The following is a 24795-nucleotide window of genomic DNA, read 5'->3' on the forward strand; positions in this document are numbered from 1 at the left end:
GCAGCTCATAGCACCAGTCCACTCAGCAGGCGGCTGACAAGGCCCAACCCGATGGTCACGGCCACCACCAGCACAAGGAGCAGCCATGGCCGGAAGGGCCGGCGCTCGACTTGGTGCTGAGGGGCTCGCAGATACTCATCGACACGACGCTGATCTTCCGGGTTCAGGCGGCTGGTCATGGTAGGGCCTCGTCAGGTAGACGTAAGAGACTGCACAAACGCTACAGCGTTCGTGCAAGCGCTTGAAACAAATGATAATGCTTTCTATCCCTGGCGCCGAGTGTACGCCATCGCAAACACTCGCTGCACGGGATCAAAGACTGATGCCAACGTCGAAGACGATGCTGCGCCCCAGGTTGCTGCGCAGGAAATCTGGCGCATCGGGGTGGGCGAACAGCACGCGGGCAAAGGTTGGACCGACCAGCGACAGCGAGCGCCAGCCCTGGCGCAGGTATTCGGTGGGCGGCGGGAAGTGGGTGTTCAGGTCCAGCACCTCGCGTTTGAGGCTGGAAAACGCAATGATGTCCAGCTCGTTCAGCTCCAGCCCGCGCTCGCGATAATTGCGCGCCTTCTTGCGCAAGGTGGGCGCCAGCCGCCCGAGTAGTTCGGTGGCACTGATGCGCCGTGGGCGGGCTTCGCGGCGCACCAGTTGCGCCAGGGAAAATGCACTGCGCCGGCGCTGCAGCTCTTCGCGCCATTCATCATTCAGCCGGCGGCCCTCGTCGAGCACGAAAAACACCTCGAAGGCGGCGTCGCGAAACAGCACGTCGGGCGGCTCTTGCCCGGCCGGAGTGAAATCTTCGCTGCGGTAGGGAATGTTCAGCCCCTGCAACAGGCGCTGGCACACCCACCGCTCCCGCTCCCACTTGCGGGCGTTGGAGAGGAAGGCGTTGGCCTGTTCGGCCTGAATGGTCAGCAGGCGCAGGTAGTCGGAGTCATCCATGCACACAAGCTTAGCCGTTAATCGATGGCAGCAAGAGGCACGCATGCGGCCGCAGGCCATCCGCCGCAAAGGGGCCGGGAAGTTTGCGTGTACACTGCCCTTATCCACTGGCCGGCAAGGGGCATTATTCAGGTGATCAGCGCACAGGTGTTGTCTGGCACCACCCTGAGCCTTGGCTGGCTGGGTTACGTGCCGCTGCTGGCCTGGGCCGCCAGCCAGGTTCGCTGGGTGGAACTGCTTGCCGACCGGCGCCGCCAGCACCTGCTGTTTGGTACGGTGTTCTGCCTGTTCGCGTTGTGGCTGGTAAGGCGCGATTTTGATACCGGCGTGGCGTACCACTTCATCGGCATGACGGCGGTTACCCTGTTGCTGGACTGGCCACTGGCCGTGCTGGGCGGTTTCATGGCCCAGCTGGGCCTGCTGGTGCTGGGGCGCCAGGACCTGGCGGCGTTGGGGGTCAATGGTCTGTTGCTGGTGGGTTTGCCGGTGCTGATCACCGAGGTGTGCGCCCTTGTAGTGGAGCGGGCACAACCGCGGAACCTGTTCGTTTACATCTTCTGCTCAGGGTTTTTCCCTGCCGCACTCACGGTGCTGGTCTGCGTGCCGGTGGCGCTGGGGCTATTGTGGCTGGACGGGCGCTTTGCGCTGCCAGAGTGGCTTGGCGACTTTGTTGGTTACCTGTGGCTGATGATGTTCCCCGAAGCGTTCATCAACGGCATGGTGATCAGTGCGCTGGTGGTGTTTTGCCCGGACTGGCTGGAAACCTTCAACCGCACCCGGTATTTGCAGGCGCCGTGGAAGGACGATGAGCACTGAGCCCGCAGGCTAGGCCGGTGCATCACCGCCTGCCCGGCAGGTGGATCAGTTCAATGCCGCGACTCCAGGTCGCCTGAATACAGCTCGTCTTCGGACTCCTGCGCCCCAGGAATCTTGTGCTCCTCCGCTGCCCAGGCACCCAGGTCGATCAGCTTGCAGCGGTCCGAGCAGAACGGCCGGAACGCGCTTTTCTCGGTCCATTCCACAGGTGCGCCACAGGTCGGGCAATCGACGGTCATCGGCTGGCTCATGGCTGGCCTCCTTTCAAAGTCAGGTAAAAGTGGTGCAGGCGGTCAATCTGCTCATGCAGCGCGGCGAGGTCGCCGTCATTGACCACCACATCGTCGGCATGGCGCAAGCGTTCCTCACGGGCCAGTTGGGCCTTCAGGATAGCCTGCACCTGCTTGGTACTGGTGTTGTCCCGGGCCAGGGTACGCGCCACTTGCAACGCCTGCGGCGCATCGATCACCAGCACGCGCTGGGTCTTGTGGTGCTGCCCCGACTCGATCAGCAGCGGCGACACGTAGATCGCATACGGCGACTCTGCCTTGGCCAGGTAGCTGAAAATCTCTTGCCCGATCAGCGGGTGCAGCAGTTGCTCCAACCATTTGCGCTGCGCGGGGTCGGCGAAAATCAGCTGGCGCAGCGCGGCACGGTCGAGCTGGCCATCGGCCTGCAGCACCCCCGCGCCAAAGCGCTCGACAATGCTGGCCAGGGCCGGGCGGCCAGGCTCGACCACCCAGCGCGCAGCCTGGTCGGCGTCGACCAGGTGCACGCCAAGCTCGACGAAGCGCTCGGCGGCGGCGCTTTTGCCGCTGCCAATGCCGCCAGTCAGGCCGAGAATCCAGGGGGTAAACGCCGCAGTGGTCATCAGTATCCCAGCAGTTGCAGGTAAGAGGCGTATATTTCATCACCCCAGAGCACGGCAATCCACCCCGCAATGGCCAGATAAGGGCCAAACGGCATCGCCGTGCCTAGTGCGTGCCGGTGCAAACGCAACAAGCTCAGGCCCACCAGTGCCCCGACCACCGACGACAACAGCAGCGTCAACGGCAGCACCTGCCAGCCACCCCAGGCGCCGATCAGCGCCATCAGCTTGAAGTCGCCATAACCCATGCCTTCCTTGCCGGTGACCAGCTTGAACAGCCAATACACCGACCACAGGCTGAGGTAACCCGCCACCGCCCCCCATACCGCACTGCCCAGCGGCACATACACGGCAAAGGCGTTGACGATCAGCCCCAGCCACAGCATCGGCAGCACCAGTACGTCCGGCAGCAGTTGGTGATCGGCATCGATCAGGCTCAGGGCCAGCAGGCACCAGGTCAACGGCAATGCCAGCAATGCCTCGGCTGACGCACCAAAACGCCAGGCCACCAGCAGCGACAGCAGCGCACTGGCCACTTCCACCAGTGGGTAACGCGGGCTGATGCAGGCCTTGCAGGCAGAGCAGCGCCCACGCAAGGCCAGGTAGCTGAGCACTGGAATGTTTTGCCACGGGCGAATCGGGTGTGCGCACTGCGGGCAGCGCGAAGCAGGCAGGCACAGGTCGAAGCGCGGGTGCTGCGTAGTCGGCAGCCCCAGAACCTGCTGCGCTTCACGCTGCCATTGGCGCTCCAGCATGATCGGCAGGCGGTACACCAGCACATTCAGAAAGCTGCCTACCAGCAGGCCGAGCACGCTCGCCAGGGTGTAGAAGTACGCCGGCTGTTCAGCCAGCAAGGTCCATAAAGTCATGTTCAGATCAAGCTACCCAACTGGAAGATCGGCAGGTACATCGCCACTACCAGGCCACCCACCAGCAAGCCCAGGACCAGCACGATGGCCGGCTCCAGCAAGCTGGTCAACTGGTCCAGCGCCTGGCTGACCTGTTCCTCATAATGGCTGGCGGCTTTGTCAAGCATCGTGTCCAGCGTGCCGCTGGCTTCACCGATGGCCGTCAGTTGCACCAGCAAGGGTGGAAACAGCGGCTCACCCGCCATCGCCTGGTTCAGCCCCTGCCCATTGGCCATATCCTGGCGCAAGCGCAGCACCGCCTGTTCATGCAACTGGCCCCCGGTCACCCGCGCCACCGTACCCAAGGCATCCAGCAAGGGCACCCCGGCCCCATAAGCGGTTGCCAGGCTACGCGCAAAGCGCGCCAACGCCGCCTGCCCCAGCAGCGTGCCGAATACCGGCAAGCCCAACACCAGGCGCCCGAGCCACAACCGCGCAGGCGCATGCCGGCGGCACAGCTGGCGCCCGGCAAACCCTAGCACCAGGCCCAGCGCCAGCAACATCGGCGCAAACTGGCCGAACCCTGTGGACAAGTCGATTACCCACTGGGTAAATGCCGGCAATTGCGCGCCCATGCCTGCGAACATGTCCTCGAACCTGGGTATTACCTCCAGCAACAGCACCGCCGACACGCCCAGCCCGGTCAGCAACAGCAGCAACGGGTAGACCATCGCCTTGCGCACCTTCTTCTGCAGCGCCCGCCGCTGTTCCAGCATGCCTGCCAGCTGCTCCAGCTGCCGGTCCAGCGTGCCCGACTGTTCGCCCACCCGTACCAGGTTGCAGTACAGCGCATCGAACCAGCCCGGGTGGCGTTGCAACGCATTTGCCAGCCCCAGGCCCGCAGCTCCATCCTGTTTCAATCTAACCAGCAGCGCAGCCAGGGCGGCACCACAGCCACTGCGCCCCATCACTTCGAACGCCTGTAACAGCGGCACCCCGGCCTTGAGCAAGGTCGCCAACTGCCGGCTGAAACCTGCCGGGTCGGCCTTTTCCCGGCGCTTTGGCAGCTTGAGGCCAAGCCCGCTGGCCGGCCGCAGACTGGCCACGTTGATGCCTTGGCGAATCAACCCGGCACGTACATGGGCCGGGCTGGGCCCAGGCGTTTGGCCACTGACCGGCGCGCCATTGGCGTCGGTACCGTGCCAGCTGTAGAGGGGGGTGGAAGTGGTCATGCGAAGGTCCTTTTGTTGCCCGTGCGACAAGCCTGGAAACAGCTTGCCGCGCCTATGCCAGGGCGCGCGTCCATGATGCTCACTAGAGTAGTTCAGCGATGATGAAGCCCAAGCAGGCAGGGGTGACAAAAGGTGACTGTTCAGGCCTACTGCGCCGCTGTCGCTTGGGGCGAGATTGACCCTAACGAGTACGCGTATCAAAAAGGAAACTGTTCATGAAAGGGCAACGCGGTATCACCCTGATCGAACTGATGATCGTTGTGGCGATCATCGGCATTCTGGCGACCATCGCCTTACCGATGTACACCAACCACCAGGCCCGCTCCAAGGCCGCGGCCGGCTTGCTGGAAATCAGCGCCCTGAAAACGGCGATGGACCTGCGCCTGAACGACGGCAAGGATGTAGCCGGCGTAGCCGAACTGGGCGGCCAGCCGGCAACGGCCCATTGCGCGATCACCGCCAACGGCAAGGCGGCGGATAGCAGCGGCAGCCTGGTTTGCACCCTGGTGGACGCACCGGCCACCGTGCTGGGCAAGGCCCTGACGTTGACCCGCTCGGCGACGGGCTGGGCGTGCACCACTGACATCGAAGAAGACCTGGCGCCGAAGGGCTGCAAGGGGGCCTGAGGGCAGGGCAATAAAGTAGTGGAAACAGGGGTTTGCGTAACGGGTGCGAGCAGTGGTACGTTGCGCTACACGCCGGTGTAGCTCAGTCGGTAGAGCAGCGCACTCGTAACGCGAAGGTCGCAGGTTCGATTCCTGTCTCCGGCACCAGTCTTTAATCCGCGATGGTTCGCCACCATACGTGGATCCCAATGAAACCGCCGCCTAGGCGGTTTTTTTGCGCCGACTCCATGGGCGTTGAAACGCCACATTCTGCGGCATTTATGTACATTCGTTAGTACATCCTAGTTTCGGTTAGCAAGCGATCTACTCACGCGTCGTGCCGGTTGCCTGAGGTTGGGTCTGACGATTCGCAGGCCGCTTTCCTACCTTGTACTGTTCGCCCAGCCCCTCGCCCAATCGACTTATCGCCCCGCCTTTTTTGACTTAATCTTGCAGGGGATTTGAGATAATGCTTTTCTTTGATATGCCTTTAGCCCAGTGTTTACAGGCGTAAGAGCAAAAAAATTTGAGATAATGCATTCGCCTCCTAGAGATGATTCCGAGATGCCTCAATTTTCCCACCACGATCTCCAGCTGTTGAACCCATCATTTGACTCGCCCTTGGTCGACGTGCTGAGCGAGCTTGAGTTTCTGCGTCGTCTGAGGCTGGAGGGCGATACCCCGGCATCGATCTTCTTCCAGCTCAAGGACATCTTCCACACCCTCGAGAGCTTGGGTTCTGCGCGAATCGAGGGTAACCACACAACCTTGGCGGACTACATCGACAGCAAGGTCGAAGGCACGGCCGATAGCACCGATCAATTGCTGGAGGTTGCCAATATCGAAAGAGCGATGGACTACATCGAAGAGGTGATGCAGCCCGGTGTGCCCCTGACGGAGCACATGATCCGCGAACTGCATGCCATGACTGTGGTCGATCTCAATCGCGAGGGTGACCGCACGCCTGGGGCCTACCGTGAAGGGGGTGTGCAGATTTCGCAGTCGGACCATCTTCCCCCGGAGGGCCTGCTGGTGCCGCAGTACATGCAGGAGCTGGTCTGCTTCATCAACCGCGACGATTCACCTAAATACGCGTTGATGAAAGTGGCGCTGGCGCACCATCGCTTTGGCTGGATCCACCCATTCGGTAATGGCAATGGGCGGGTGGTGAGGTTGCTTACTTACGCGTTGCTGATGAAGTATGGTTTCAACGTGAACGTTGGCGGCAGGGTGCTGAATCCCACGGCGGTGTTTTGCAACGACCGGGAGAAGTATTACAGCATGCTGGGGGTAGCCGACACCGGCACGCCGACAGGATTGGAAGCGTGGTGCGTTTATGTCCTCGAAGGCATTCGGGATGAGCTGGAGAAGGTGGACAGGCTCACTCAGTATGATTACCTCACGAAATCGATCTTATCCCCTGCAGTAAGCTATGCGCGCAGCCGGAAGTGGATTACCCCGGTTGAAGAGCAAATCTTGGACTGTGCCATACGCATGAAGGTGGTGAAGTCTAGCGACATCGGGCAGGCGGTCCCGAAGCTCACTGCGCCACAGCGTACCTATCAGATCAAAAATCTGGTGGACCAAGGGATGCTGCTGCCGCTTAGCCCAGGTTCAAGGCAGTACACGATCGGTTTCTCGAACAACTACTTGATACGTGGCGTGATCAAGGCATTGAGAGAGCAAGGCTTCATCCCCGAGCCACTCGATAGCCCCTGACCCGCACAGTCAGGTTCATCCATCCGTAATGCGGATTTCTGTGATCGCCAAATCAATGAATTGAGCCGCGCTTGCCGCGATACCTGTCTCGGCTTTCTCGCAGGCCTGCGCATAGGTTTCAATCAGCGCTCTCTTTTAGCTAGAGTGGACGCGCCTCGAAAGCCTCCCATCAGCTCTCGGAGTACCAAATCGCGCATCCGCTGCCACGCCCTTCGCGCCTTAGACCCAGAGCGTCGCAGGCACGCGCTCACCTCAAGCTACATCGTGAACTATCCAAAAAGCTGAGCGATTAATATACGATTAGATGTATAGCCACCGTTATCCCTGGTTTTGTAATTAGCTGGAACCAAAGGCTATATATTATGACTTTCCAGACTAAGGAAGCGGATGTGATATTCGTTGCGGGAATTCATGGATCGGGCAAAACGACTTTTTGCTCTGGCCTATCAAAGGCTTTAGGGGTACCTACCTACTCCGCGAGCACCCTCATAAAGGCATGGAGTAAGGATCAGTCATGGAGCGAGGACAAGAGAGCACGTCAAATTAGAGAAAACCAACACGCTCTGATTTCGGCTGTGAACGCAGTAAAACGCCACACCCCATTTTTCATACTGGACGGTCATTTCGTACTACTCAGCAGTGATGGAACAGCCACTAACATAGACTCAAAAGTTTTTGACGAACTGCAAATCACCGGCACCATCCTAGTTCAGTCGGCACCTGAGATTGTGGCCGAACGACTGACTTTGCGAGACAGGGCAACCTGGAAAATCCCTCTAATAGTTGAGCTAATGAACGCGGAGAGGGGGCAGGCAATCAAATACTGCCTATCCAGAGAAATCCCTTACGTAATTCGTAGTGGCGATAAGCCACTTGACATAGGCGATGTTTTTCTGTACGAAGTATCAGCATGGTCAAAAAACGTCAATCCAAGGAGCTAGGGATTGAAAAGTCTAAAATATGAAAAATTCAGCAATATTGATATTTCTGATGACTTCTTCTCTTCGTTGAAGTCAGATTACGCCGAATTTGAAGAGTGGTTCAAAAGAAAGGCCCAAGACGACGCCGAAGCGTACGTTTTCTTCAACTCTCGCAACCGTCTTGATGGTTTCCTCTATCTCAAAAGAGAGGATCAGCCCGACGATAAGATTTCGCCGCCACTGCCAGGCGGACTTAGCGTAAAAGTCGGGACGTTAAAAATTAACGCACATGGCACCAAGCTTGGAGAACGTTTTCTAAAAAAAGCCTTCGACCATGCGATGATTGAACGTGCCGACTATATGTACGTTACCATTTTTGAAAAACATCGCGGCTTAATTTCATTGATTGAGCGCTATGGCTTTGTTTTACACGGAAGCAAAATTGGGAAAAACGGCATTGAAAACGTTTATGTCCGAGAGCTCAAAACACTAACTGGTGATGTGGCCAAGGACTTTCCCCACTTCAGCATTGCTGGCCGCAAACACTATCTGCTAGCCATCTACCCGGAGTACCATTCATCTTTCCTCCCTGATTCAATCTTAAACAACGAAAACCACGACATTGTTCAGGATGTGTCACACACCAACAGCATTCACAAGGTTTACATCTCAGGGATCTCACGGACCAAGGTAATGAAACCAGGCGATACGGTCGCCATTTATCGAACATCCGACGGAAAGGGAAAGGCGTTTTATCGATCTGTGGTTTCTTCAATTGGAGTGGTAGAGGAAGTTCGACAGATAAAATCCTTCGCCACTGAGTCGCAATTCATTAAATACACCAAGCCCTACAGCATATTCACTACTGAGCAATTAAAAGAATATTTTACTAACAAGCAAAGATCGTATATAATCCGCTTTACATATAGTGCCGCCCTGAAAAAAAGAATCATTCGCGGCCGCCTCATTGAGGAATGCAATATTAGCACCCGGACTAGGTGGGATTTTATTGCTCTCAACGAAACTCAAATTAGGTGGATCGCGGAAAAGGGCGAAATTAATGAAAGTATTATTATCGATTAAACCTGAATACGCACGAAAAATTTTAAGCGGCGAGAAGAAATTCGAATTCAGAAAGGTCGGATTTAACGATAGTAGCGTTAGCACAGTTATTATTTACGCCACCAAACCTGTTGGAAAACTTGTTGGCGAGTTTGAAATTCTTCGAATCCTCGTTGACTCGCCCTCTAAAATATGGGAGTGCACTAAGAAGCACGCAGGTATCGATAGGCATTTCTTCGACTCGTATTACCATGGCAAAGAACAAGCTGTGGCGATTGCCGTTGGAGAGGTTAAACAATATCCAGAGCCAAAATGCCTTTCCGAACTAGGAGTTGGCACTACTCCTCCTCAGTCTTTTCGATATATTAAGAGTGATGAATTTGCCAGGTATAAACAGCGAGAGCTCGAGGTGTAGCATGGCCAATAAGTCATTACTTAATACTAACTCGGATTTTCGCCTGCTTTTGAATTCGACCAAAGTTATTGATCGAGATTTCATAATTGCGAATCCGGAGTCTTTCCCTCAAATAGTGGATTTTATAAGAACTTCTCTCTTTGGGTTATCCGGATACTATCCGCTTTTCGATCAGTGGCTGGAATCTAAAGTACTGCCAGGAATGCTGTCCGGCGAAAGATGCATATTAATGGAATATTATCGGCGCCGCTTTTCGGGCTTGGCGATAATAAAGGATGACGGGATAGAGCAGAAGCTTTGTTGCTTGCGAGTCATGCCCGAGTTCCAAGGCTCTGGCACCGGGCTTCGACTATTTGAGCGAGCATTTGAACACCTAGAAAACGATATGCCACTTCTCTCCATCGCAGAAGAGCAAAGAGGCACTTTCAAAAAGCTTTTTTCTCACTATGGCTTTGAATTGGCCAAGGAATACAAAAGCTACTACAGGCCATTGAAAGACGAACTCAGCTTCAATGGCCTAATTGAGCCAAAATTTATCCCCCTGCCCTCCAGCTCCAGAATTACCCCTAACGGGTTAATTCTTCCAACGAAGCGGCAAGCTTAGGCCGAACAGAGGTCCAAAGATAACGTAGAAATGGCATGACACCGATAATTACAACACCAAAGATAATATATGTTGCTAGGAGACTGTATTTGCGCGAACAGTCGACAGTCTCAGGCGGATGATCGACAAACGCACAAACTGTACCAATGTCCCATATGCCACTTCCGGCCGCCCCGAAGAGAATTACTAGGAAAATAAACCTGGCTATCGACCAATAATTTGAGCGCAGCTTCGTAAATCTTCCTAAAACCACCAGATCTTTCGCGTAAGAACCTGCCTCCTTTCCAGCCGAAGCGGTCCACTGATACCCCAAATAATTCCTTACATTGTTCGAGTCGGATATAGCGACGGAGCTATCCAGGCGAATGTATTCGTTCCAGACGTCTTCATCCATCAGGGACCTATATCCCTTATAATGATTGGTTACCGACGCGCATTCTTCATCTCTCAACGTGGTAAGAAAGCAGTGAATTCTTTCAAATTTCGGGAACGACAGCGGCACATTTGTGCTTATTAGCTCTTCAGGCACACCACGCAAAACATTAATGCGAAAATCAATGATTCTTGTCTCATTCGTCGAGCTAATAAGTGCTCGATCTTTTTGATTGAACTTAACCGAATAAACTGATGGGGGTATATTTCTTATACGAAATCGAATATATGCAGATTTTCGCCTATCTTCATTCTTTACCGTATCTTCATTCATCTCGGGAAGCTTGACCACCAGCCGACTGCAGCTTCCACCTTCACTCCAGTAGGTTCGCTCAATATTAAACGAGTTCGAATTTAGCCTCAAAAGCGAAAATGGCTTGTGATCGAGACCATCTTTCCTAAAGCTAATATTTGCAAAATTGCCTTCCGCAAAACCATCGTAATGAACAACCTCGTTGAAGATGGCTGCGACGCTTTTCTCGCCATTCAGCCGCGACCCAAGGTCACTGACATGCTTTTCATCAAGCAGCCATGGAAGATCGACCACAACGGCCTCAACGTCAGCACGTATCCCGACCATAACGCCGATATCGAGAAAAGGCGAAAAGTGCCCTTGACCAGTCTCCCAAAGGTTGACATGCAACTCGTCTTTTCGGGCTGCGTGTAAATGAAGCGGTAGTGGCGCAGGGGCCGCGTCTTTTGAGTCCGCAGTTCCAACTTCGGTAGTAACCGCTGTCCCAGTTGCGCTCTGGGCCTCAGCTACCACTGCCGTGCCGTCCTTTTTTTTAAGGAGATAGCGAACCAAAATACCGGAAAATGAATGGTTCAAAGGGTCCTTCCTGAGATTGCGCAAGGTTCTAAAGGATACATCATATCGGGCCCGTCTTCACAGGACGAAAACAGCCCTGCGCTGGCACCATTCTGTCAGATTAGAAGAAGCCTCTAGGTCCGCGCCATATCTGTAGGAGCCGCGCTTGCCGGCGATTGGCCGCGAAGCGGTTCCAACATCCACGCGTTCGCCATGGCTCGATTGCAGTCTGTAGGGCAGACGTGGCTTCAATTGGTTGAATGAACGTCCGCGATGGGTCGATAGCTGCCTTTCGCCTAATGAGCTTGACCCTGGATTTGGCGAATTGGTAGACGTTTTCCATCATCCTGTCATGCCTTTCTCGCAGTGGTCCGGATCCTGAAAATAGCCTGGGGATCATTTTAGGGATAAAGAGTTGTACCCTTAAGAATAATACCCACTGAATTCAGACACTTTCGTGTTGGTACGATTCCTGTCAACGCAACAGACCAACTTCACATTCATAACCCTGCCTCGCCCATCGGGCGACTATCTACCCACACATTTCCGCGATTTCTCCCACAGCAAACAGCCTTGCTTTTAAGCCCCCGCAGCGATACCTTCCCCCGGTCGCGGCCAATTCCGCGGCCGGGTTTGGCGACCCGAACGAAAAGGCGCATCGGCGCCCCCGACCACGATTGCAGGCGCTTTTTTTGCGTCCGCAGTTTCGTGTAATGGCGGCTGTGCGTGGGAGACCTTCGGGTCTGCCGAGTTCCTTTTCCTCGGTTCGCCAACCTGCGTACAGCTGCCACCCTAACCGTTTGGCGACGGTGAGGGCGGTGCTTCAATCGAAAAGGAAAGCATGCATGCACACTTCAAATCTATTCAGAATCCCCGCATTCGTTCCCCACCGTCGTTTCTCGAAGGCTTTCAGCGACATCACTGTCAATGCAGCAGGCCTTAGCTTCCTCCACCAGGGGGTGCGCCATGTCTGACCAAGAACGCCTCTCCACCCTCCAAAGCTACGCCTGGACCCTCGAACTGCTAGGCGAAGCCTTGGTCCAGCACGACGAAATGCTGGAATGCGAACACAACCCGCGCCTGAGCTTTCGCAATACGGCCGGCATCCACCAGGCGATCCGGATCATCAGCCGGTTGGCCAGCGAGCAGTGTGGCAAGGTAATGGAGCAAGCCGGGCGCGCCTCGACCGATTAGCAGAGTCATGGCTTGCTGGAGGGCGTCGTGGTCGTTTTCACGACCTCGGGCGCCCCGGCGAGAGAGTGCCGTAGCGTGCACATCGTTGATCCGGACGTTTCCACAGCGTCAAGTCTGGTCAAGGAAGGCATGAACACCTGCATTGCGCTTGCTGTCGTGGCCAATGGATTTTCGATCCATACCGCTTGCGTGGTGGGGCAGGGCGACAAATGGAATCCGTAGTACGCTCCAATGACTAGGTATTTCCAATACATCTGGCTTGTTCCCTGAATCGCCAGGTTTGCCTTTCGAACGGGAGAAACGCCATGACGGATGAAAACAACGATAAACGCCCTGCTTACCAAGCAGCGTGCCATTGCGGCACCGTGCGTTTCTCACTGCGGTTGACGGATGGTCTGCGTACTGCACGCAGGTGCAACTGCTCGCTGTGCCGTATGCGCGGGGCGGTAGCGGTGTCGGTTAATCTGGGCGATATCACGGTCACCCAAGGTGAAGAGGCGCTGACGCTCTATCAGTTCCACACCCGGGAAGCCAAGCACTACTTCTGCTCGAAGTGCGGCATCTACACCTTTCACCAGCGGCGTTCCTCGCCGGACCAGTATGGGGTGAACGTTGCTTGTATCGACGGGATGAGCCCGTTCGATTTTGCAGAGGTGGCGGTCAGTGAAGGGCGTGTTCATCCCAAGGATCGGGTGGGGGGTGGCGCGGAGGTTGCGGGGTGGGTGCGGTATACAGCTAACCCGGCGTGTGATCAGGGCTGAGGGCATCGCCCATGTTCGCGTGGGTCTTCGGGATCTGGCTTTAGCCAACGGGGTAGGTGTAGGTCTTAAACCGCCACAGCCCAGCCCGTGCAGGCCAGCTCGAACAGCACCAGACTGACGCCATAGCGGGTAATGAACTGCGCGTCCGAGGCTGGCAGTGGGGCCGCTTTGCGGCCCATCGCGACGCAAGGCCGCTCCTACAGGGTGAGGTGGCGACGCAAGGGAATAGCAAATGGCTCAAGTTGAGTGGAACGCTTGCGCCGCTCTCGGGCATGGTAATCAGGCAAGGCGCGCTGCCAGCACTTTGCAGTAACCATTCACTGGCCAATGCCAACTGCCGAGGATTTTGCATGGATCAGAACAGAGACAGCCTGAAAACAACCAACCCTATCGCCGGGCTGCCGGGGGCAGTATTCGAGAAAGCCTGGGAGGTGCGTTGGGCCCTGAAACTCACCTACGTGTGCCTGTTCATGGATATGGCTTTCATGACAGCCCTGGGGACCACTCTGCTGGATTTCTCGGGGGACATGGCTACGGTCTGGGGGAATATCGGGCGGATCTTTGTGAGTGTCGTGGTGTTTTGCCTGGCCGTGTCGGTGTGCGTTCCAGTGCTTGCGCAGGTCGCGGTCATGCTTGGTTCCTACATCCCTTGGCACTGGCTACAGAGCCGGCGCGATTACTCCCTGCTGCACAATCACGTGACCTATAGCGCCTTGAAAGAGCACAGCCTTCGTGAAGGCAATGAGTTCCTGTTCAACTACTGGCGCAGCAAGAGCCAGCAACGGGAGGTGTGGCGTCAGCAGCGCTACCAGGCCGGTGTTCTGGTATTCGGGCTGGTAGTGATGGCCATTGCCAACGCCAATGTCGGGGCGCATTACCAGTTGCCTGGCTTGATGCATCAGGTCACCGCGCTGATTGGCTGGGAGGGCTATCTGGTGCTGGGGGGCATTACGCTCTGCCTGTTGCACTGGGCGTGGTGGGCTGCGGATGAGATTGGCCAGGTCTACTACCCGCCCTTGGCAGAAAAGCTGAGGGAGCGCGACTACTGACGCCGGGGCATGTGAGCCAGGATAACTGGCTCACCCGCTCATCCGGCTCAACCCACCGCAACCGCCGCATTCAGCACCAACACCACGATCAACCCCACCACCGCCACAATCGACTGCACCACCGAGATGGTCTTGGTCGCTTCCCCCATGGTCATGCCAAACGACTCTTTCACCATCCAGAAACCGGCATGGTTGGCGTAGTTGAAGAACAGCGAGCCACAGCCGATGGACAGGGCAAGCAAGGGCAGGTTCAGGCTGGGGTCAGCACCTGCCAAGGGGGCCAGCAGGCCGGCTGCGCCGACGATGCCAACTGTGGCCGAGCCGGTAGACACAGACAGCAGCATGGCGATCAGCCACCCCAGAATCAACGGCGGGAATGCCGATTGCTGGGTCAGGTGCACGATGGCATCGCCAACCTTGGCGCTGGTCAGCATCTCCTGGAAAGCGCCGCCGCCGGCAATGATCATGATGATCGAGGCAATCGGCTTCAGGCTTTTGCCCAGCGCATCGCGCAACTGCTCGGCGTTGCCACCGCGCGCCAGTATCAGGCTGAAGCCTGCGAACAGCACGCCCAGCAGCATGGCGATCAGTGGGTTGCCAAGGAAGCTGGCCAATTCCAGCAGCGCATTGCCCTTGGGCAGCAGCATTTCGGCAACGGCGTGCACCAGCATCAGGATCGCCGGCAGCAGCGCGGCCAGCATGCCGATCAATACACCAGGGCGGGGTTGGCCGTCGGCCTGCTCAGCCAGTGTGAACTGGTCCAGCAGTGCCTGATCGGGGCGGGTGCTCATGCGCCGGGAAATGAACATGCCGTACAACGGGCCGCCCAGGACCATGGCAGGGATCGCGGCAAGGAAGCCGTAAAGCATGGTCGGCCCGACCGAGGTCTTGAGCACGGCAATGGCGGTCAGTGGGCCAGGGTGCGGAGGGACCATGCCATGCATGGCCGCCAAGGCGGAAATCACTGGCACACCTACGTACACATAGGCAGAGCCCTTGAAGCGCGCCTTGGCCTCCAGCTTGCGTGCCACGCTGAAAATCAACGGCAGCATGATCACGAGGCCCACCTCGAAGAACATCGGGATGCCGATGACGAAGGCCACCAGCATCATCGCCCAGGGGATCAGGCGGTCGGGGGTGCGTTTGAGGATGACATCGGCGACCTGTTCGGTAACGCCAGCATCCGCCAGGATCTTGCCCAGCATGGCGCCAAGGGCAATCACCACCCCGACCGCACCCAGTGTCTTGCCGGCACCGGTGAGCAGGTGCGAAACGATACTGCCGGGTTGCATATGGGTCGCGAAGCCCACGCCAATGGACACCACCAGCAACGCCAGAAGCGGGTGCATCTTCAGGCGCGACACGATCAGCGCCACCAGCACCAGAACACTGACCAGGGCGGTCAGCAACAGCTGAATATCTAAGGGAGTCATGCAAGGAGTCTCGGTTGGGCAGGCGCGTCAGCGGCAAACAGAAGGTGCAGGCAGGGCAATCAAATGTGCGGGCTGGCCAGCATGCAAAGGCATCGGGACGGGGAGTGCGGTCATGGAACGATTCACCTTGTTATTTGGTCATCTATATGAATCTGCCCAGAGTATTTGCGGTCAACCGGGATACTGTCAAGGGTGGGCCCTGGCAGCCGCGGCGCCAAGCCCAGCCGTGAACAACCCATCAGGTGCTGAACAAACGCCGTTCCCGCGCCCACACGATCGCTTCACTGCGGCTGTGCACATCGAGTTTGGAATAAACCGTTGCCACGTGGTTGCGCACCGTGTTCAGCGCCAGGTTCAGGCGCGCCGCAATCTCCTTGTCGGCCAGCCCTTCGCAGATAAGCGCCAGCACATCCCGCTCGCGGCGGGTAAGGTCGGTGAACGAGGCATCGGGCAACCGGCCGGTGTTGATACGTTTGGCATTGGCCAGCTTCTCGATCAAGGTCTGGCTGAACCACGATGCATCCTGCATGACGGTCTCGATCGCCTCGACCAGTTCCAGCTCCGAGCGCTTGCGCTCGGTGATGTCCATCAGCACCAGCAGGTAGCACGGGGTGTCCAGCAGGCTCACGGTGTCGGCTTGCAGCATGCAGTCGAGCGGGTCGTCACCTTTCTTGCGCAGTTTCACATCCAGCGCCTCGATACGCCCGCTCTTTTCCAGCGCATCGAACACCTGCGCTGCCACCCCGCGGTCGGCAAAGAAGTCGATTTCGGCCACGGTTTTCCCGATCAGCTCCTGGGCGGTGTAGCCCAGGCTGTCGAGGAACGCTTCGTTGGCATCGATCAGTTGCTGCTTGTCGGCGCTGCACAGCAAGGTCGGCACCGGGCTCAGGCGAAACGCCTTGGCAAAGCGCTCTTCACTCTGGCGCAGGGCGTTCTCCGCCTTACGCCGGGGCTCCAGGTCGGTGAACGAAAACAGCATGCAATCCTCTTCGTGCATGTCCAGCGGCTGCCCGGCCACGATCACCAGCTTGGTGCCACCTTCTGGCAAGCGCAGCTCGGCCTGCATCTGCGGGATGGTCGCGCCTTCTATCAGGCGCTCGATCGCCAACTCCTTGCGCTCGGCGTTTTCCAGCACGTCCACTTCATACACCGAGCGGCCAATGACGTTTTCCCGCACATGCCCGGTCATTTCCAGAAAGCCCTGGTTCACCTTGATGAACCGCAAGTCGCTGAGGCGGCAGATAACGGCGGGGGCAGGGTTGGCGTTGAAGGTTTTTTCAAAGCGCTGCTCTGCGCTGGCCCACTCGGTAGCGTCGGCCAGTATCAGCACCAACGATTCGGCCTCGCCCTTGCTGTCTTCCAGCACCATGCTGCGCACCCGGTGTACCCGGCTGCGCGCCTCCTCATCGCCAACCGGCGAAACCTCGACCACGACATCGCTGAACACCTGCCCCGCCGCCACGCGGGCAATGGGGTACTGGTCGGCTTCCAGTGGATGGTTGTTGCGGTAGCGCAGGGCAAAGCGCTGGCGATAACCCTCGGCGTCCCCGCCCAGCTGTTCCAGGCTGTCGACCCCGTGCATGCGCAGGGCGGCTTCGTTGGCCCAGATGATCGTCTGGTCCACTTCCAGCAGCATCACGCCATCCGAAAGCCCGGCAATTATCTGCTGCAGCTGGCGGCGGTTGGTTTCACGGGCAAGCACGGCGTCGCTCATGGGCGTCCCCCGGTCGGTAATGGCTGGTGTGGTGACTGGCGTTGAGCATAAACGCAGCAGGCACCGGCAGATTGGTGCCAATGCACTAGTGCGGGTGGGGCAGATGCATCAATACACCCTTGTATGGGACCTGCAAACTGGCCATGACGTTGCATCAGGCACCCGTGGCCGGTGCAGCCAGTTCCCATTGACGAGGATGCATAGATGACTGAAGCCTATGTAAGCACCCCGGCAAATGCCGTGAGCCCGCTGCGGGTGTCGTGGAGTGCAGTTTTCGCCGGGGGGGCCATTGCCTTGGCTACCTACCTGGTACTCAGTGTGCTGGGCACCGCCATCGGGGCCGGGGCCGTTGACGCGATGGCCGATGGCAACCCGCTGCGTGGCTTTGGCACCGGTGCGGGGGTGTGGTTGTTCGTCAGCACCCTGGTTTCGGTCGCCGCCGGTGCCTGGGTTGCCGGCCGCACGGCGCCGGGCCGCGGTGGTCTGCATGGCCTGTTGAGCTGGACGGTGACCACATTGCTGGCGACCTGGCTGCTGGCTTCGCTGGCCGGGGGCGTGGTCGGCACTGCCGGCAATATCGCCGGTAAAGGCCTGTCGCTTGCCGCGGATGGTGTGGCTGCCGCCGCACCGGCAGTCGGCCAAGGCATCAAAGAGCGCCTGGGTAAGCAGGGCATTTCGCTCGACTGGGACAGCCTGGAAGCGGAGCTGAACAAGACCCTGCAGCAGTCCGGCAAGGCCGAACTGAACCCGTCGAACCTGGAGCAGCAGGCCGATCAGGCGCAGGCGCAGGGTGAGTCGGCGGGCCGTATTGCCGCCGAGGACCCGACCCAGGCCGTTGACCAGCTCAAGCAATGGTTCGACCGGGTACGCAAGGCCGGTGAGCCTGCGCTGAGCGCGGCAGACAAGCAGGCCCTGGTCAACATCGTGGCGGCGCGCACAGGCAAGAGCCAGCAGGAGGCCCAGCAGATCGTGGATAACTATGCCCGTGCCTATCAGCAAGCCGCCGAGCAGGTGCAAGTGCTGAAAGACCAGGCAGAGCAACAGGCGCGTGAAGCTGCCCAGGTAGCGGCCAGCAATGTGTCCAAAGCCGCCTGGGGCACGCTGGTAACCCTGCTGCTTGGCGCTGCCTTGAGCGTTGTGGCAGGCCGCTTCGCCCTGTCGTCACGCAAGACCCGGGTCGTGAATGTGTGATCACCCGCCCAGGTCTGCCCGTTTCACTGTAACCCCAACCCACATGTACGGATGTCGTTGAAGGAGAAAAACCATGAGCAGCACGTCTGACAAAGTCAAAGGCATGGCCAACGAAGTGGTTGGCAAGGTCAAGCAAGCCGTCGGTAAAGTGACTGGCAATACCGAGCTGGAGGTAAAGGGCAAGGTGCAGGAGAAAAAGGGTGAAGCCCAACAAGTGGTGGGCGATGTGAAGGACGCCGTCAGCAAGGACTAGCCGACTGTCGCCCCACCCACCAGCGGTCGCCCTCGGGCGACCGTTCTTGCATGTGCCCGCTGCGCCCAGGCACTGCTCAGCGCTGGTACGCCTTGCCGAAGTGCCGTTCCAGGCGCGCTTGCACCAGCTCCAGCAGAATCGAGAGTACCCAGTAGATGATTGCCGCGGTAGTCAGCATTTCCAGGTAACGGTAGCTGGAGCGCCCGTACGACTGGGCCAGGAACATCACTTCCCACACCCCCATCACCGAAATCAGCGATGAATCCTTGAGCATCGAGATGAACTGGTTGGCCGTGGGCGGAATGATCACCCGCATGGCCTGGGGCAGCACGATGTAGCAGAACGTCTGCGGCGGGCGCATGCCCAGCGCCAGCGCCGCTTCGCGCTGGCCGCGCGCCACGCCGAGAATGCCGGCGCGGAAGATTTCACTGAGGTACGCGCCGTAGTTCAGCGACAACGCAATGATGCCTGCGCTGATTGCGCCGGGCACCAGGCCGACCTGTGGCAGGCCCAGGTAAATCAGCAGAATCTGGATAAGCAGCGGCGTACCGCGGAAGAACGACGTGTAGAAACTGGCGATACCGACCAGCACCGCACTGCCGGACAAGCGCGCCAGGGCTGCGGCAAAGCCCAGCAGCACCGAGACCACCATCGAGCACAGGCACAGGAACAGGGTCAGCGCTGCGCCTTGCAAAAAGCCGTTAGGGCCCAGTTTGAAGCCGGCGAGGTTGGGGAACTTCTCCACAATGATCGCGAACTTCAGGTCGAAGCTGAGGAAGAACGCCACGAACAGACCGAACAGCGCCAGCCAGGTCAGCAGCAGCCGGGTGCGAAAGCCGAACAGGCTGGCGCCCGTGGCTTTGGCCGCGGGCTTGGGGGAAGAAGGGAAGGTGCTCATTTGCTGATATCGGCGCCAATCCATTTCTGCGACAGCTTGGCCAGCGTGCCATCGGCTTTCAGTTCGGCAAACACCTGGCGCACCTTGGCATCCCATTCAGGGTCGCCTTTCTCGATGGCCACCGAGTTGGGCTCTTCATACAGTGGGGCGCCGGCCAGCTTGAAGCGCTTATCCTGGGTCAGGCGCGGCTGCGCGGTCACCAGGTTGGTAAGAATGGCATCCAGACGCACGCCGGCGCCCAGGCCCAGGTCCTGGAAGGCGACGTTGTCAGTGTCGTAAGGCGCAATCTGCACAAAGTCGAAGGGGTAGTCGATCTTCTGGTCTTCCTTGCCTTCGATCACCAGGTTCTTGTTCAGGTAGCTCTCGTAGCTGGAGGCGCTGGTCAAGCCTACCTTGCGCCCATCCAGGTCCTTGGCCCCATGAATGCGCTCATCCTTGGCATTGACCACGATCACCGCCGGCGATGCGTAGTACTCCACCGGGAAGTCGAACACTTCGGCGCGCGCCTTGCTGGGCGTCATCGAGCAGATGCAGATGTCGTAGCGGCCGCTCCAGCGGCCGGCGGCGATCACGTCCCACGACGGGGTTTCCAGGCGCAGCTTCACGCCAAGCTTGTCGGCCACAGCCTTGGCCACATCCACGTCGAAGCCGTCGAGTTGGTTCTGATCATTGAGGAAGGAGAACGGCGGGTAGCTCTCCATCAACACGTTGACCATTTCCTTGCGCGATTCAACCCGCTCCAGCGTGGTACCCGCCAGGGCCTGGGACGCAGTGGCGAGCAACACGAGGCCCGCGCCGAGCACAGTAGAAAAGCGCATGTACATACCTGAAAAGTTTGCCAAAAAAGAGAAAGTGTATTTAATAGTTATAAACCTTTCTCTCATAATGAATTTTATTCATAAGCACCTTCAGAGTAGTTATATGACACAGCGCGCGATGGTTATTCTCGACGGGGGCATGGGCCGTGAACTGCAGCGCAGCGGCGCACCGTTTCGCCAGCCCGAATGGTCGGCGCTGGCGCTGACCGAGGCGCCCGAGGCCGTGGTAGGCGTGCATGCGGCGTTCATTGCCGCGGGTGCCCAGGTCATTACCAGCAACAGCTATGCGGTCGTGCCGTTCCACATTGGCGAGCAACGTTTTGCTACAGAAGGCCAGCAGCTGGCCAATACCGCCGGCCAGCTGGCGCGTCATGCCGCCGATAACGCTGCACACCCGGTCAAGGTAGCGGGTTCGCTGCCACCGCTGTTCGGCTCTTATCGCCCTGACCTGTTCCAGCCTGAGCGGGTCGAAGAAGTATTGAAGCCGCTGCTCGCCGGCCTGGCGCCACACGTTGACCTGTGGCTGGCCGAAACCCAGAGCGCCATCGCCGAAGTACGTGCCATCCACGCGCAACTGCCCAAAGACGGCCGCCCGTTCTGGGTGTCGTTCACTTTGCAGGACGAGGACGTGGATACGGTGCCGCGCCTGCGTTCCGGTGAGCCGGTGGCTGATGCCGTGCAAGCGGTAGTCGGGCTGGGCGCCGCAGCGGTGCTGTTCAACTGCAGCCAGCCGGAAGTAATCGGCGCGGCCATTGACGTCGCCCGTGCCGTTATCGGCCAGCAAGGCGCAGAGGTGGCCATCGGTGCCTACGCCAACGCCTTCCCCCCGCAGCCCAAAGAGGCTACCGCCAACGACGGGCTGGACGAGCTGCGAGAAGACCTGGACCCACCGGGCTACCTCGCCTGGGCCAAGGACTGGCGTGAACGCGGCGCCAGCATGGTGGGCGGCTGCTGCGGCATTGGCCCCGAGCACATTGCCGAGCTAAAGCGTCACCTCGGCTGACAGGTTCAAAGCCTTCTGTACGGCAAGCGAAGCGGCTAAGTTTTGGAATTGCTGGAACTGACGGTAAGGTTTCAGCATCTTCCATGCATCATGCGCCACGGGCAGTCGTGTTCGGACTGCCCAATGATGGAGCGCAGCGCTGAACGCCCGAAGGAGTAACGCCTATGCCTGAAAACCAGAAACGCAGGAGCACCATCAACCCACCTGTCTTTTTCACCAGTGCAGTACTGGTGCTGTTACTGGTGTTGTACGCCACAGTGTTCCAGGCGCATGCCCAAAGCGTGTTCGAGCATGTTCAGCAGTGGATCGTCACCAATGCAGCCTGGTTCTACATCCTCACCGTCGCACTGGTGCTGATCAGCGTCGTTTTCCTGGCCGTAAGCCGCTATGGCGACATCAAGCTGGGCCCGGACCATAGCGAGCCCGACTACCCCAACAAAAGCTGGTTCGCCATGCTGTTCTCTGCCGGTATGGGCATCGGCTTGATGTTCTTCGGTGTAGCCGAACCGGTGATGCACTTCATCAACCCGCCGGTGGGTGACCCCAATACCGTAGCCGCCGCCCGCGAAGCCATGAACATCACCTTCTTCCACTGGGGCCTGCATGCCTGGGCGATCTACGCCATCGTGGCGTTGATCCTGGCCTACTTCAGTTTCCGCAACGGGCTGCCGCTTACCCTGCGCTCGGCGCTGTACCCCTTGATCGGCGAGCGTATCTACGGCCCTATCGGCCATGCAGTGGACATCTTCGCCATCCTGGGCACGGTATTTGGCGTCGCCACCTCGCTGGGCTACGGCGTGCTGCAGATCAACAGCGGGCTGAACCAGTTGTTCGGCCTTCCGATCAGCACCTCGGTGCAGGTCATTCTGATTGCGGTTACCTGTGCACTGGCCACGCTGTCGGTGGCCAGCGGCCTGGACAAGGGCATCCGTATCCTGTCGGAGCTCAACCTGGGCCTCGCTGTGATCCTGATGCTTTTCGTGCTGGCGGTAGGCCCTACGGTATTCCTGCTGCAGGCCTATGTGCAGAACACAGGGGCCTACCTGTCCGATATCGTCAACAAGACGTTCAACCTGTTTGCCTACGAACCCACCGACTGGATTGGCGGCTGGACCTTGCTCTACTGGGGCTGGTGGTTGTCCTGGTCGCCGTTCGTGGGGCTGTTCATTGCGCGCATTTCCCGTGGCCGCACCATTCGCGAGTTCGTGTGTGGCGTGCTGTTCGTCCCGGCCGGCTTCACGTTACTGTGGATGACCGTATTTGGCGATTCGGCCATCCACATGATCCTGCACGGCGGTATCAAGGACCTGGCCACGGTGGTGGATCAGGACAGCTCGCTGGCTTTGTTCGCGTTCCTCGAACACTTCCCCTGGTCTACGGCCATCTCGATGCTGGCAGTGCTGATGGTGGTCGTGTTCTTCGTTACCTCGGCCGACTCGGGTGCGCTTGTCGTGGATATGCTGGCGTCCTCCGGCAGGGGCCATTCACCGCTCTGGCAGCGCGTGTTCTGGTCGGTCAGCATGGGCGCGGTGGCCATTGCCCTGCTGCTGGCCAACGGCCTCAAAGCACTGCAGGCGGCCACTATTGCCAGCGCGTTGCCGTTCGCGATCATCCTGCTGTTCTCCATCTGGGGGTTGTTCAAGGCCCTGGGGCTCGACGCCACACGGCGTGGGCTGCGCACCCAGGCATTGCCAGGTCAGCGGCAGGGCCGTCAGAACCACGGCGGCTGGCAGCGCCGTTTGCGCAACATCGCCATGATGCCGCGCAGGGCGCACGTCACCCGCTTCATCGCCGACGTGGTCAAGCCCGCATGCGAAGAAGTGGCCCAGGAACTGCGCAAACAAGGCTATGAGGTGACCGTGGACGAGCGTGACGACGGCCGCATCACGCTCGAGCTTTCCCATGCCGGTGAAGGGCGCTTCAAGTACGAGGTTCGCCCCCGGGCATTCAATACGCCGAGCTTCGTCATGCGCGACGCCGATGACAACAGCGATGCGCGCAAATACTTCCGGGCAGAGGTGTATCTGCGCGAAGGCGGGCAGGACTACGATGTCATGGGCTGGAGCCGCGAGGATGTGATCGGCGACATCCTCGACCAGTACGAGCGCCACCTGCATTACCTGCACGTGGTCAGCTGATGCCGTTTACGTGCGGGCGATCGCTGGAATCGCCCGCACGTAGACCAGCTCGCAGATCAGTTCTATCAGTGTCTGGGTAATCACCGCCGCTGCCGCCAGCGTGCGCCACTGCTCTGGCAAGGCAAGCGCCAACGGCAGTACCACCAGCGAATTGCGCGTCGCCGCACTGAACATCACGGCGCGCTTCTGTTGTGCCGGCAAGCCCAGCAGCCTCGCTGTTGCCCAGCCGATGGCCGGTGCCACCAGCGCAAAGCCCAGGTAAACCGGCACTACGGGCAACAGTTGCGGCAGGTCGTGCAACACGACCCGGATCTGTGAAGCGATCACCACGAACAGCACCAGCGCCATCGCCGGTACAGGCATCCAGGCCCAGGCATCGTTCCACCGGCTCACCCCACGCCACTTGCCGACCAGGGCACTGGTCCACACGGCCAAGGCCAACGGCACGACGATCATCGCTACGAACGCCTGTACGAAAGGCCCTATCACCAGGTTCAACGGCTGGCCATCGTTGAGCATGAGCGCCAGGTAAAACGGCAACAGCAGCAGTTGCAGCAGCAACAGCACGGGCGTGGCGGCCAGCATGAGCCGCGCATCGCCTTTGCCCATGTGTGTAAACACCACCACGTAGTCGATGCAGGGTGCCAGCAGTACCAGCAAGGCGCCTGCCAACAATGCCGGCTGGCCCGTCAGCCCGCGGGTCAGGGCCCACACCAGCAAGGGCACCAGCACGAAATTGGCCAGCAGCAAGGCAACCATGAACCGTCGATTGGCCAAGCTCGCGCGCAGGTCCAGAAAGGGTATCTGCAAGAACATGGCGTACATCAGCATGGCGATGGCGGGTGTGATCAGCACTTCCAGCACTGAAGCCCCCCCACTGGTGAAAAGGCCGAAAGCGCAGGCCGCCAGCACGGTGGCGAAATAGATCAGCGTTTGCCGGGTTTCGAGTTGGTCTCTGGTCAAGAAATTACCTGCTGAAAAAAGTGCGGGCCATGCGGTGCCGGGCACTGCAGCCAGTGGTTGTTTTAAGACTCGTCTGAGTTATCCGCCAGCGCCGTCGCTGCATTCTATG

At 58.8% G+C, this 24795-nt stretch carries 26 protein-coding genes and 1 tRNA gene; 15 read left to right on the forward strand and 12 right to left on the reverse strand.

Annotated features, from left to right (window positions below; all coding sequences use genetic code 11):
* Window positions 1–5: 5 nt before the first annotated feature.
* Window positions 6–179, reverse strand: a complete 174-nt coding sequence (locus K4A76_RS03155) for a DUF3094 family protein (RefSeq protein ID WP_033744188.1) — start codon at window positions 177–179, stop codon at window positions 6–8.
* A gap of 133 nt (window positions 180–312) precedes the next feature.
* Window positions 313–942, reverse strand: coding sequence for a DUF1780 domain-containing protein (locus K4A76_RS03160; RefSeq protein ID WP_009683003.1), 630 nt, complete (start codon window positions 940–942; stop codon window positions 313–315).
* Window positions 943–1074: 132 nt separating this feature from the next.
* On the opposite strand from K4A76_RS03160, the gene K4A76_RS03165 reads away from it, so the two are divergent.
* The gene (locus K4A76_RS03165) at window positions 1075–1758 is read left to right on the forward strand and encodes an energy-coupling factor ABC transporter permease (protein WP_054903879.1); all 684 of its coding nucleotides are present in this window, start codon (window positions 1075–1077) and stop codon (window positions 1756–1758) included.
* A gap of 50 nt (window positions 1759–1808) precedes the next feature.
* On the opposite strand, the gene yacG is transcribed toward K4A76_RS03165, so the two are convergent.
* From yacG to K4A76_RS03185, 4 genes are read right to left on the reverse strand one after another with little or no spacing between them, the layout of a single operon-like run.
* Window positions 1809–2009 (reverse strand): DNA gyrase inhibitor YacG, encoded by a 201-nt coding sequence (yacG, locus tag K4A76_RS03170; RefSeq protein WP_212624224.1) that lies wholly within the window; start codon window positions 2007–2009, stop codon window positions 1809–1811.
* Window positions 2006–2629, reverse strand: a complete 624-nt coding sequence (gene coaE / locus K4A76_RS03175) for a dephospho-CoA kinase (protein WP_274411518.1) — start codon at window positions 2627–2629, stop codon at window positions 2006–2008. Before coaE ends, yacG begins: the two co-directional genes overlap by 4 nt.
* Window positions 2629–3495: a prepilin peptidase gene (locus K4A76_RS03180; RefSeq protein ID WP_274411519.1), complete on the reverse strand. Its 867-nt coding sequence runs from the start codon at window positions 3493–3495 to the stop codon at window positions 2629–2631. The genes coaE and K4A76_RS03180 overlap by 1 nt, the downstream gene beginning before the upstream one ends.
* A gap of 2 nt (window positions 3496–3497) precedes the next feature.
* The gene (locus tag K4A76_RS03185) at window positions 3498–4706 is read right to left on the reverse strand and encodes a type II secretion system F family protein (protein WP_274411520.1); all 1209 of its coding nucleotides are present in this window, start codon (window positions 4704–4706) and stop codon (window positions 3498–3500) included.
* A gap of 215 nt (window positions 4707–4921) precedes the next feature.
* On the opposite strand from K4A76_RS03185, the gene K4A76_RS03190 reads away from it, so the two are divergent.
* The 7 genes from K4A76_RS03190 (at window position 4922) to K4A76_RS03220 (ending at window position 10031) form a co-directional block, all read left to right on the forward strand.
* A complete protein-coding gene (locus tag K4A76_RS03190; protein ID WP_029884908.1) occupies window positions 4922–5332 on the forward strand; it encodes a pilin in 411 nt (136 codons plus the stop codon).
* A 71-nt stretch (window positions 5333–5403) separates the two neighbouring features.
* Window positions 5404–5479 (forward strand) — tRNA-Thr (locus K4A76_RS03195).
* A gap of 396 nt (window positions 5480–5875) precedes the next feature.
* On the forward strand, window positions 5876–7030 hold the full coding sequence (locus tag K4A76_RS03200; RefSeq protein ID WP_274411521.1) for a Fic family protein: 1155 nt from the start codon (window positions 5876–5878) through the stop codon (window positions 7028–7030).
* Between the two features lie 362 nt (window positions 7031–7392).
* On the forward strand, window positions 7393–7971 hold the full coding sequence (locus K4A76_RS03205; RefSeq protein WP_274411522.1) for an ATP-binding protein: 579 nt from the start codon (window positions 7393–7395) through the stop codon (window positions 7969–7971).
* 3 nt (window positions 7972–7974) lie between these two features.
* The gene (locus K4A76_RS03210) at window positions 7975–9033 is read left to right on the forward strand and encodes an N-acetyltransferase (protein WP_274411523.1); all 1059 of its coding nucleotides are present in this window, start codon (window positions 7975–7977) and stop codon (window positions 9031–9033) included.
* Window positions 9011–9427 (forward strand): ASCH domain-containing protein, encoded by a 417-nt coding sequence (locus K4A76_RS03215; protein ID WP_274411524.1) that lies wholly within the window; start codon window positions 9011–9013, stop codon window positions 9425–9427. Before K4A76_RS03210 ends, K4A76_RS03215 begins: the two co-directional genes overlap by 23 nt.
* A gap of 1 nt (window position 9428) precedes the next feature.
* Complete coding sequence (locus K4A76_RS03220; RefSeq protein ID WP_274411525.1) at window positions 9429–10031, forward strand: GNAT family N-acetyltransferase; 603 nt, start codon at window positions 9429–9431, stop codon at window positions 10029–10031.
* On the opposite strand, the gene K4A76_RS03225 is transcribed toward K4A76_RS03220, so the two are convergent.
* Window positions 9994–11292: a hypothetical protein gene (locus tag K4A76_RS03225; protein ID WP_274411527.1), complete on the reverse strand. Its 1299-nt coding sequence runs from the start codon at window positions 11290–11292 to the stop codon at window positions 9994–9996. The two genes, K4A76_RS03220 and K4A76_RS03225, sit on opposite strands and share 38 nt — an antisense overlap.
* Window positions 11293–12237: 945 nt before the next feature.
* Here K4A76_RS03225 and K4A76_RS03230 point away from each other — a divergent pair.
* The 3 genes from K4A76_RS03230 (at window position 12238) to K4A76_RS03240 (ending at window position 14275) form a co-directional block, all read left to right on the forward strand.
* Entirely contained in the window at window positions 12238–12465 is a 228-nt protein-coding gene (locus tag K4A76_RS03230) for a hypothetical protein (protein WP_054903892.1), read from the forward strand.
* A 305-nt stretch (window positions 12466–12770) separates the two neighbouring features.
* Window positions 12771–13226 carry a GFA family protein gene (locus K4A76_RS03235; protein WP_274411528.1) on the forward strand — a complete coding sequence of 152 codons (456 nt, stop codon included), beginning with the start codon at window positions 12771–12773 and terminating at the stop codon, window positions 13224–13226.
* Between the two features lie 350 nt (window positions 13227–13576).
* Window positions 13577–14275, forward strand: a complete 699-nt coding sequence (locus K4A76_RS03240; RefSeq protein ID WP_274411530.1) for a hypothetical protein — start codon at window positions 13577–13579, stop codon at window positions 14273–14275.
* Between the two features lie 47 nt (window positions 14276–14322).
* On the opposite strand, the gene K4A76_RS03245 is transcribed toward K4A76_RS03240, so the two are convergent.
* Both K4A76_RS03245 and K4A76_RS03250 read right to left on the reverse strand, forming a co-directional pair.
* On the reverse strand, window positions 14323–15708 hold the full coding sequence (locus K4A76_RS03245) for a GntP family permease (RefSeq protein WP_274411531.1): 1386 nt from the start codon (window positions 15706–15708) through the stop codon (window positions 14323–14325).
* Window positions 15709–15946: 238 nt separating this feature from the next.
* Entirely contained in the window at window positions 15947–17422 is a 1476-nt protein-coding gene (locus K4A76_RS03250; RefSeq protein ID WP_009686078.1) for a PAS domain S-box protein, read from the reverse strand.
* Between the two features lie 204 nt (window positions 17423–17626).
* Here K4A76_RS03250 and K4A76_RS03255 point away from each other — a divergent pair, with 204 nt between their 5' ends.
* Entirely contained in the window at window positions 17627–18613 is a 987-nt protein-coding gene (locus K4A76_RS03255) for a hypothetical protein (RefSeq protein WP_009686079.1), read from the forward strand.
* Between the two features lie 73 nt (window positions 18614–18686).
* Window positions 18687–18866 carry a CsbD family protein gene (locus K4A76_RS03260; protein WP_274411532.1) on the forward strand — a complete coding sequence of 60 codons (180 nt, stop codon included), beginning with the start codon at window positions 18687–18689 and terminating at the stop codon, window positions 18864–18866.
* A 76-nt stretch (window positions 18867–18942) separates the two neighbouring features.
* On the opposite strand, the gene K4A76_RS03265 is transcribed toward K4A76_RS03260, so the two are convergent.
* Entirely contained in the window at window positions 18943–19764 is an 822-nt protein-coding gene (locus tag K4A76_RS03265) for an amino acid ABC transporter permease (protein ID WP_029884901.1), read from the reverse strand.
* Window positions 19761–20582, reverse strand: coding sequence for an ABC transporter substrate-binding protein (locus K4A76_RS03270; RefSeq protein ID WP_009686082.1), 822 nt, complete (start codon window positions 20580–20582; stop codon window positions 19761–19763). Before K4A76_RS03270 ends, K4A76_RS03265 begins: the two co-directional genes overlap by 4 nt.
* Window positions 20583–20700: 118 nt before the next feature.
* On the opposite strand from K4A76_RS03270, the gene K4A76_RS03275 reads away from it, so the two are divergent.
* Both K4A76_RS03275 and betT read left to right on the forward strand, forming a co-directional pair.
* Complete coding sequence (locus K4A76_RS03275) at window positions 20701–21585, forward strand: homocysteine S-methyltransferase family protein (RefSeq protein WP_274412259.1); 885 nt, start codon at window positions 20701–20703, stop codon at window positions 21583–21585.
* A gap of 164 nt (window positions 21586–21749) precedes the next feature.
* Window positions 21750–23723: a choline BCCT transporter BetT gene (gene betT, locus K4A76_RS03280; protein WP_274411533.1), complete on the forward strand. Its 1974-nt coding sequence runs from the start codon at window positions 21750–21752 to the stop codon at window positions 23721–23723.
* 6 nt (window positions 23724–23729) lie between these two features.
* Here the strand turns inward: betT and K4A76_RS03285 are convergent, their stop codons facing one another.
* On the reverse strand, window positions 23730–24686 hold the full coding sequence (locus K4A76_RS03285) for an arsenic resistance protein (protein WP_274411534.1): 957 nt from the start codon (window positions 24684–24686) through the stop codon (window positions 23730–23732).
* Window positions 24687–24795 lie beyond the last annotated feature (109 nt).

Source organism: Pseudomonas sp. NEEL19, assembly GCF_028751975.1.
Taxonomy (GTDB): domain Bacteria; phylum Pseudomonadota; class Gammaproteobacteria; order Pseudomonadales; family Pseudomonadaceae; genus Aquipseudomonas; species Aquipseudomonas juntendi.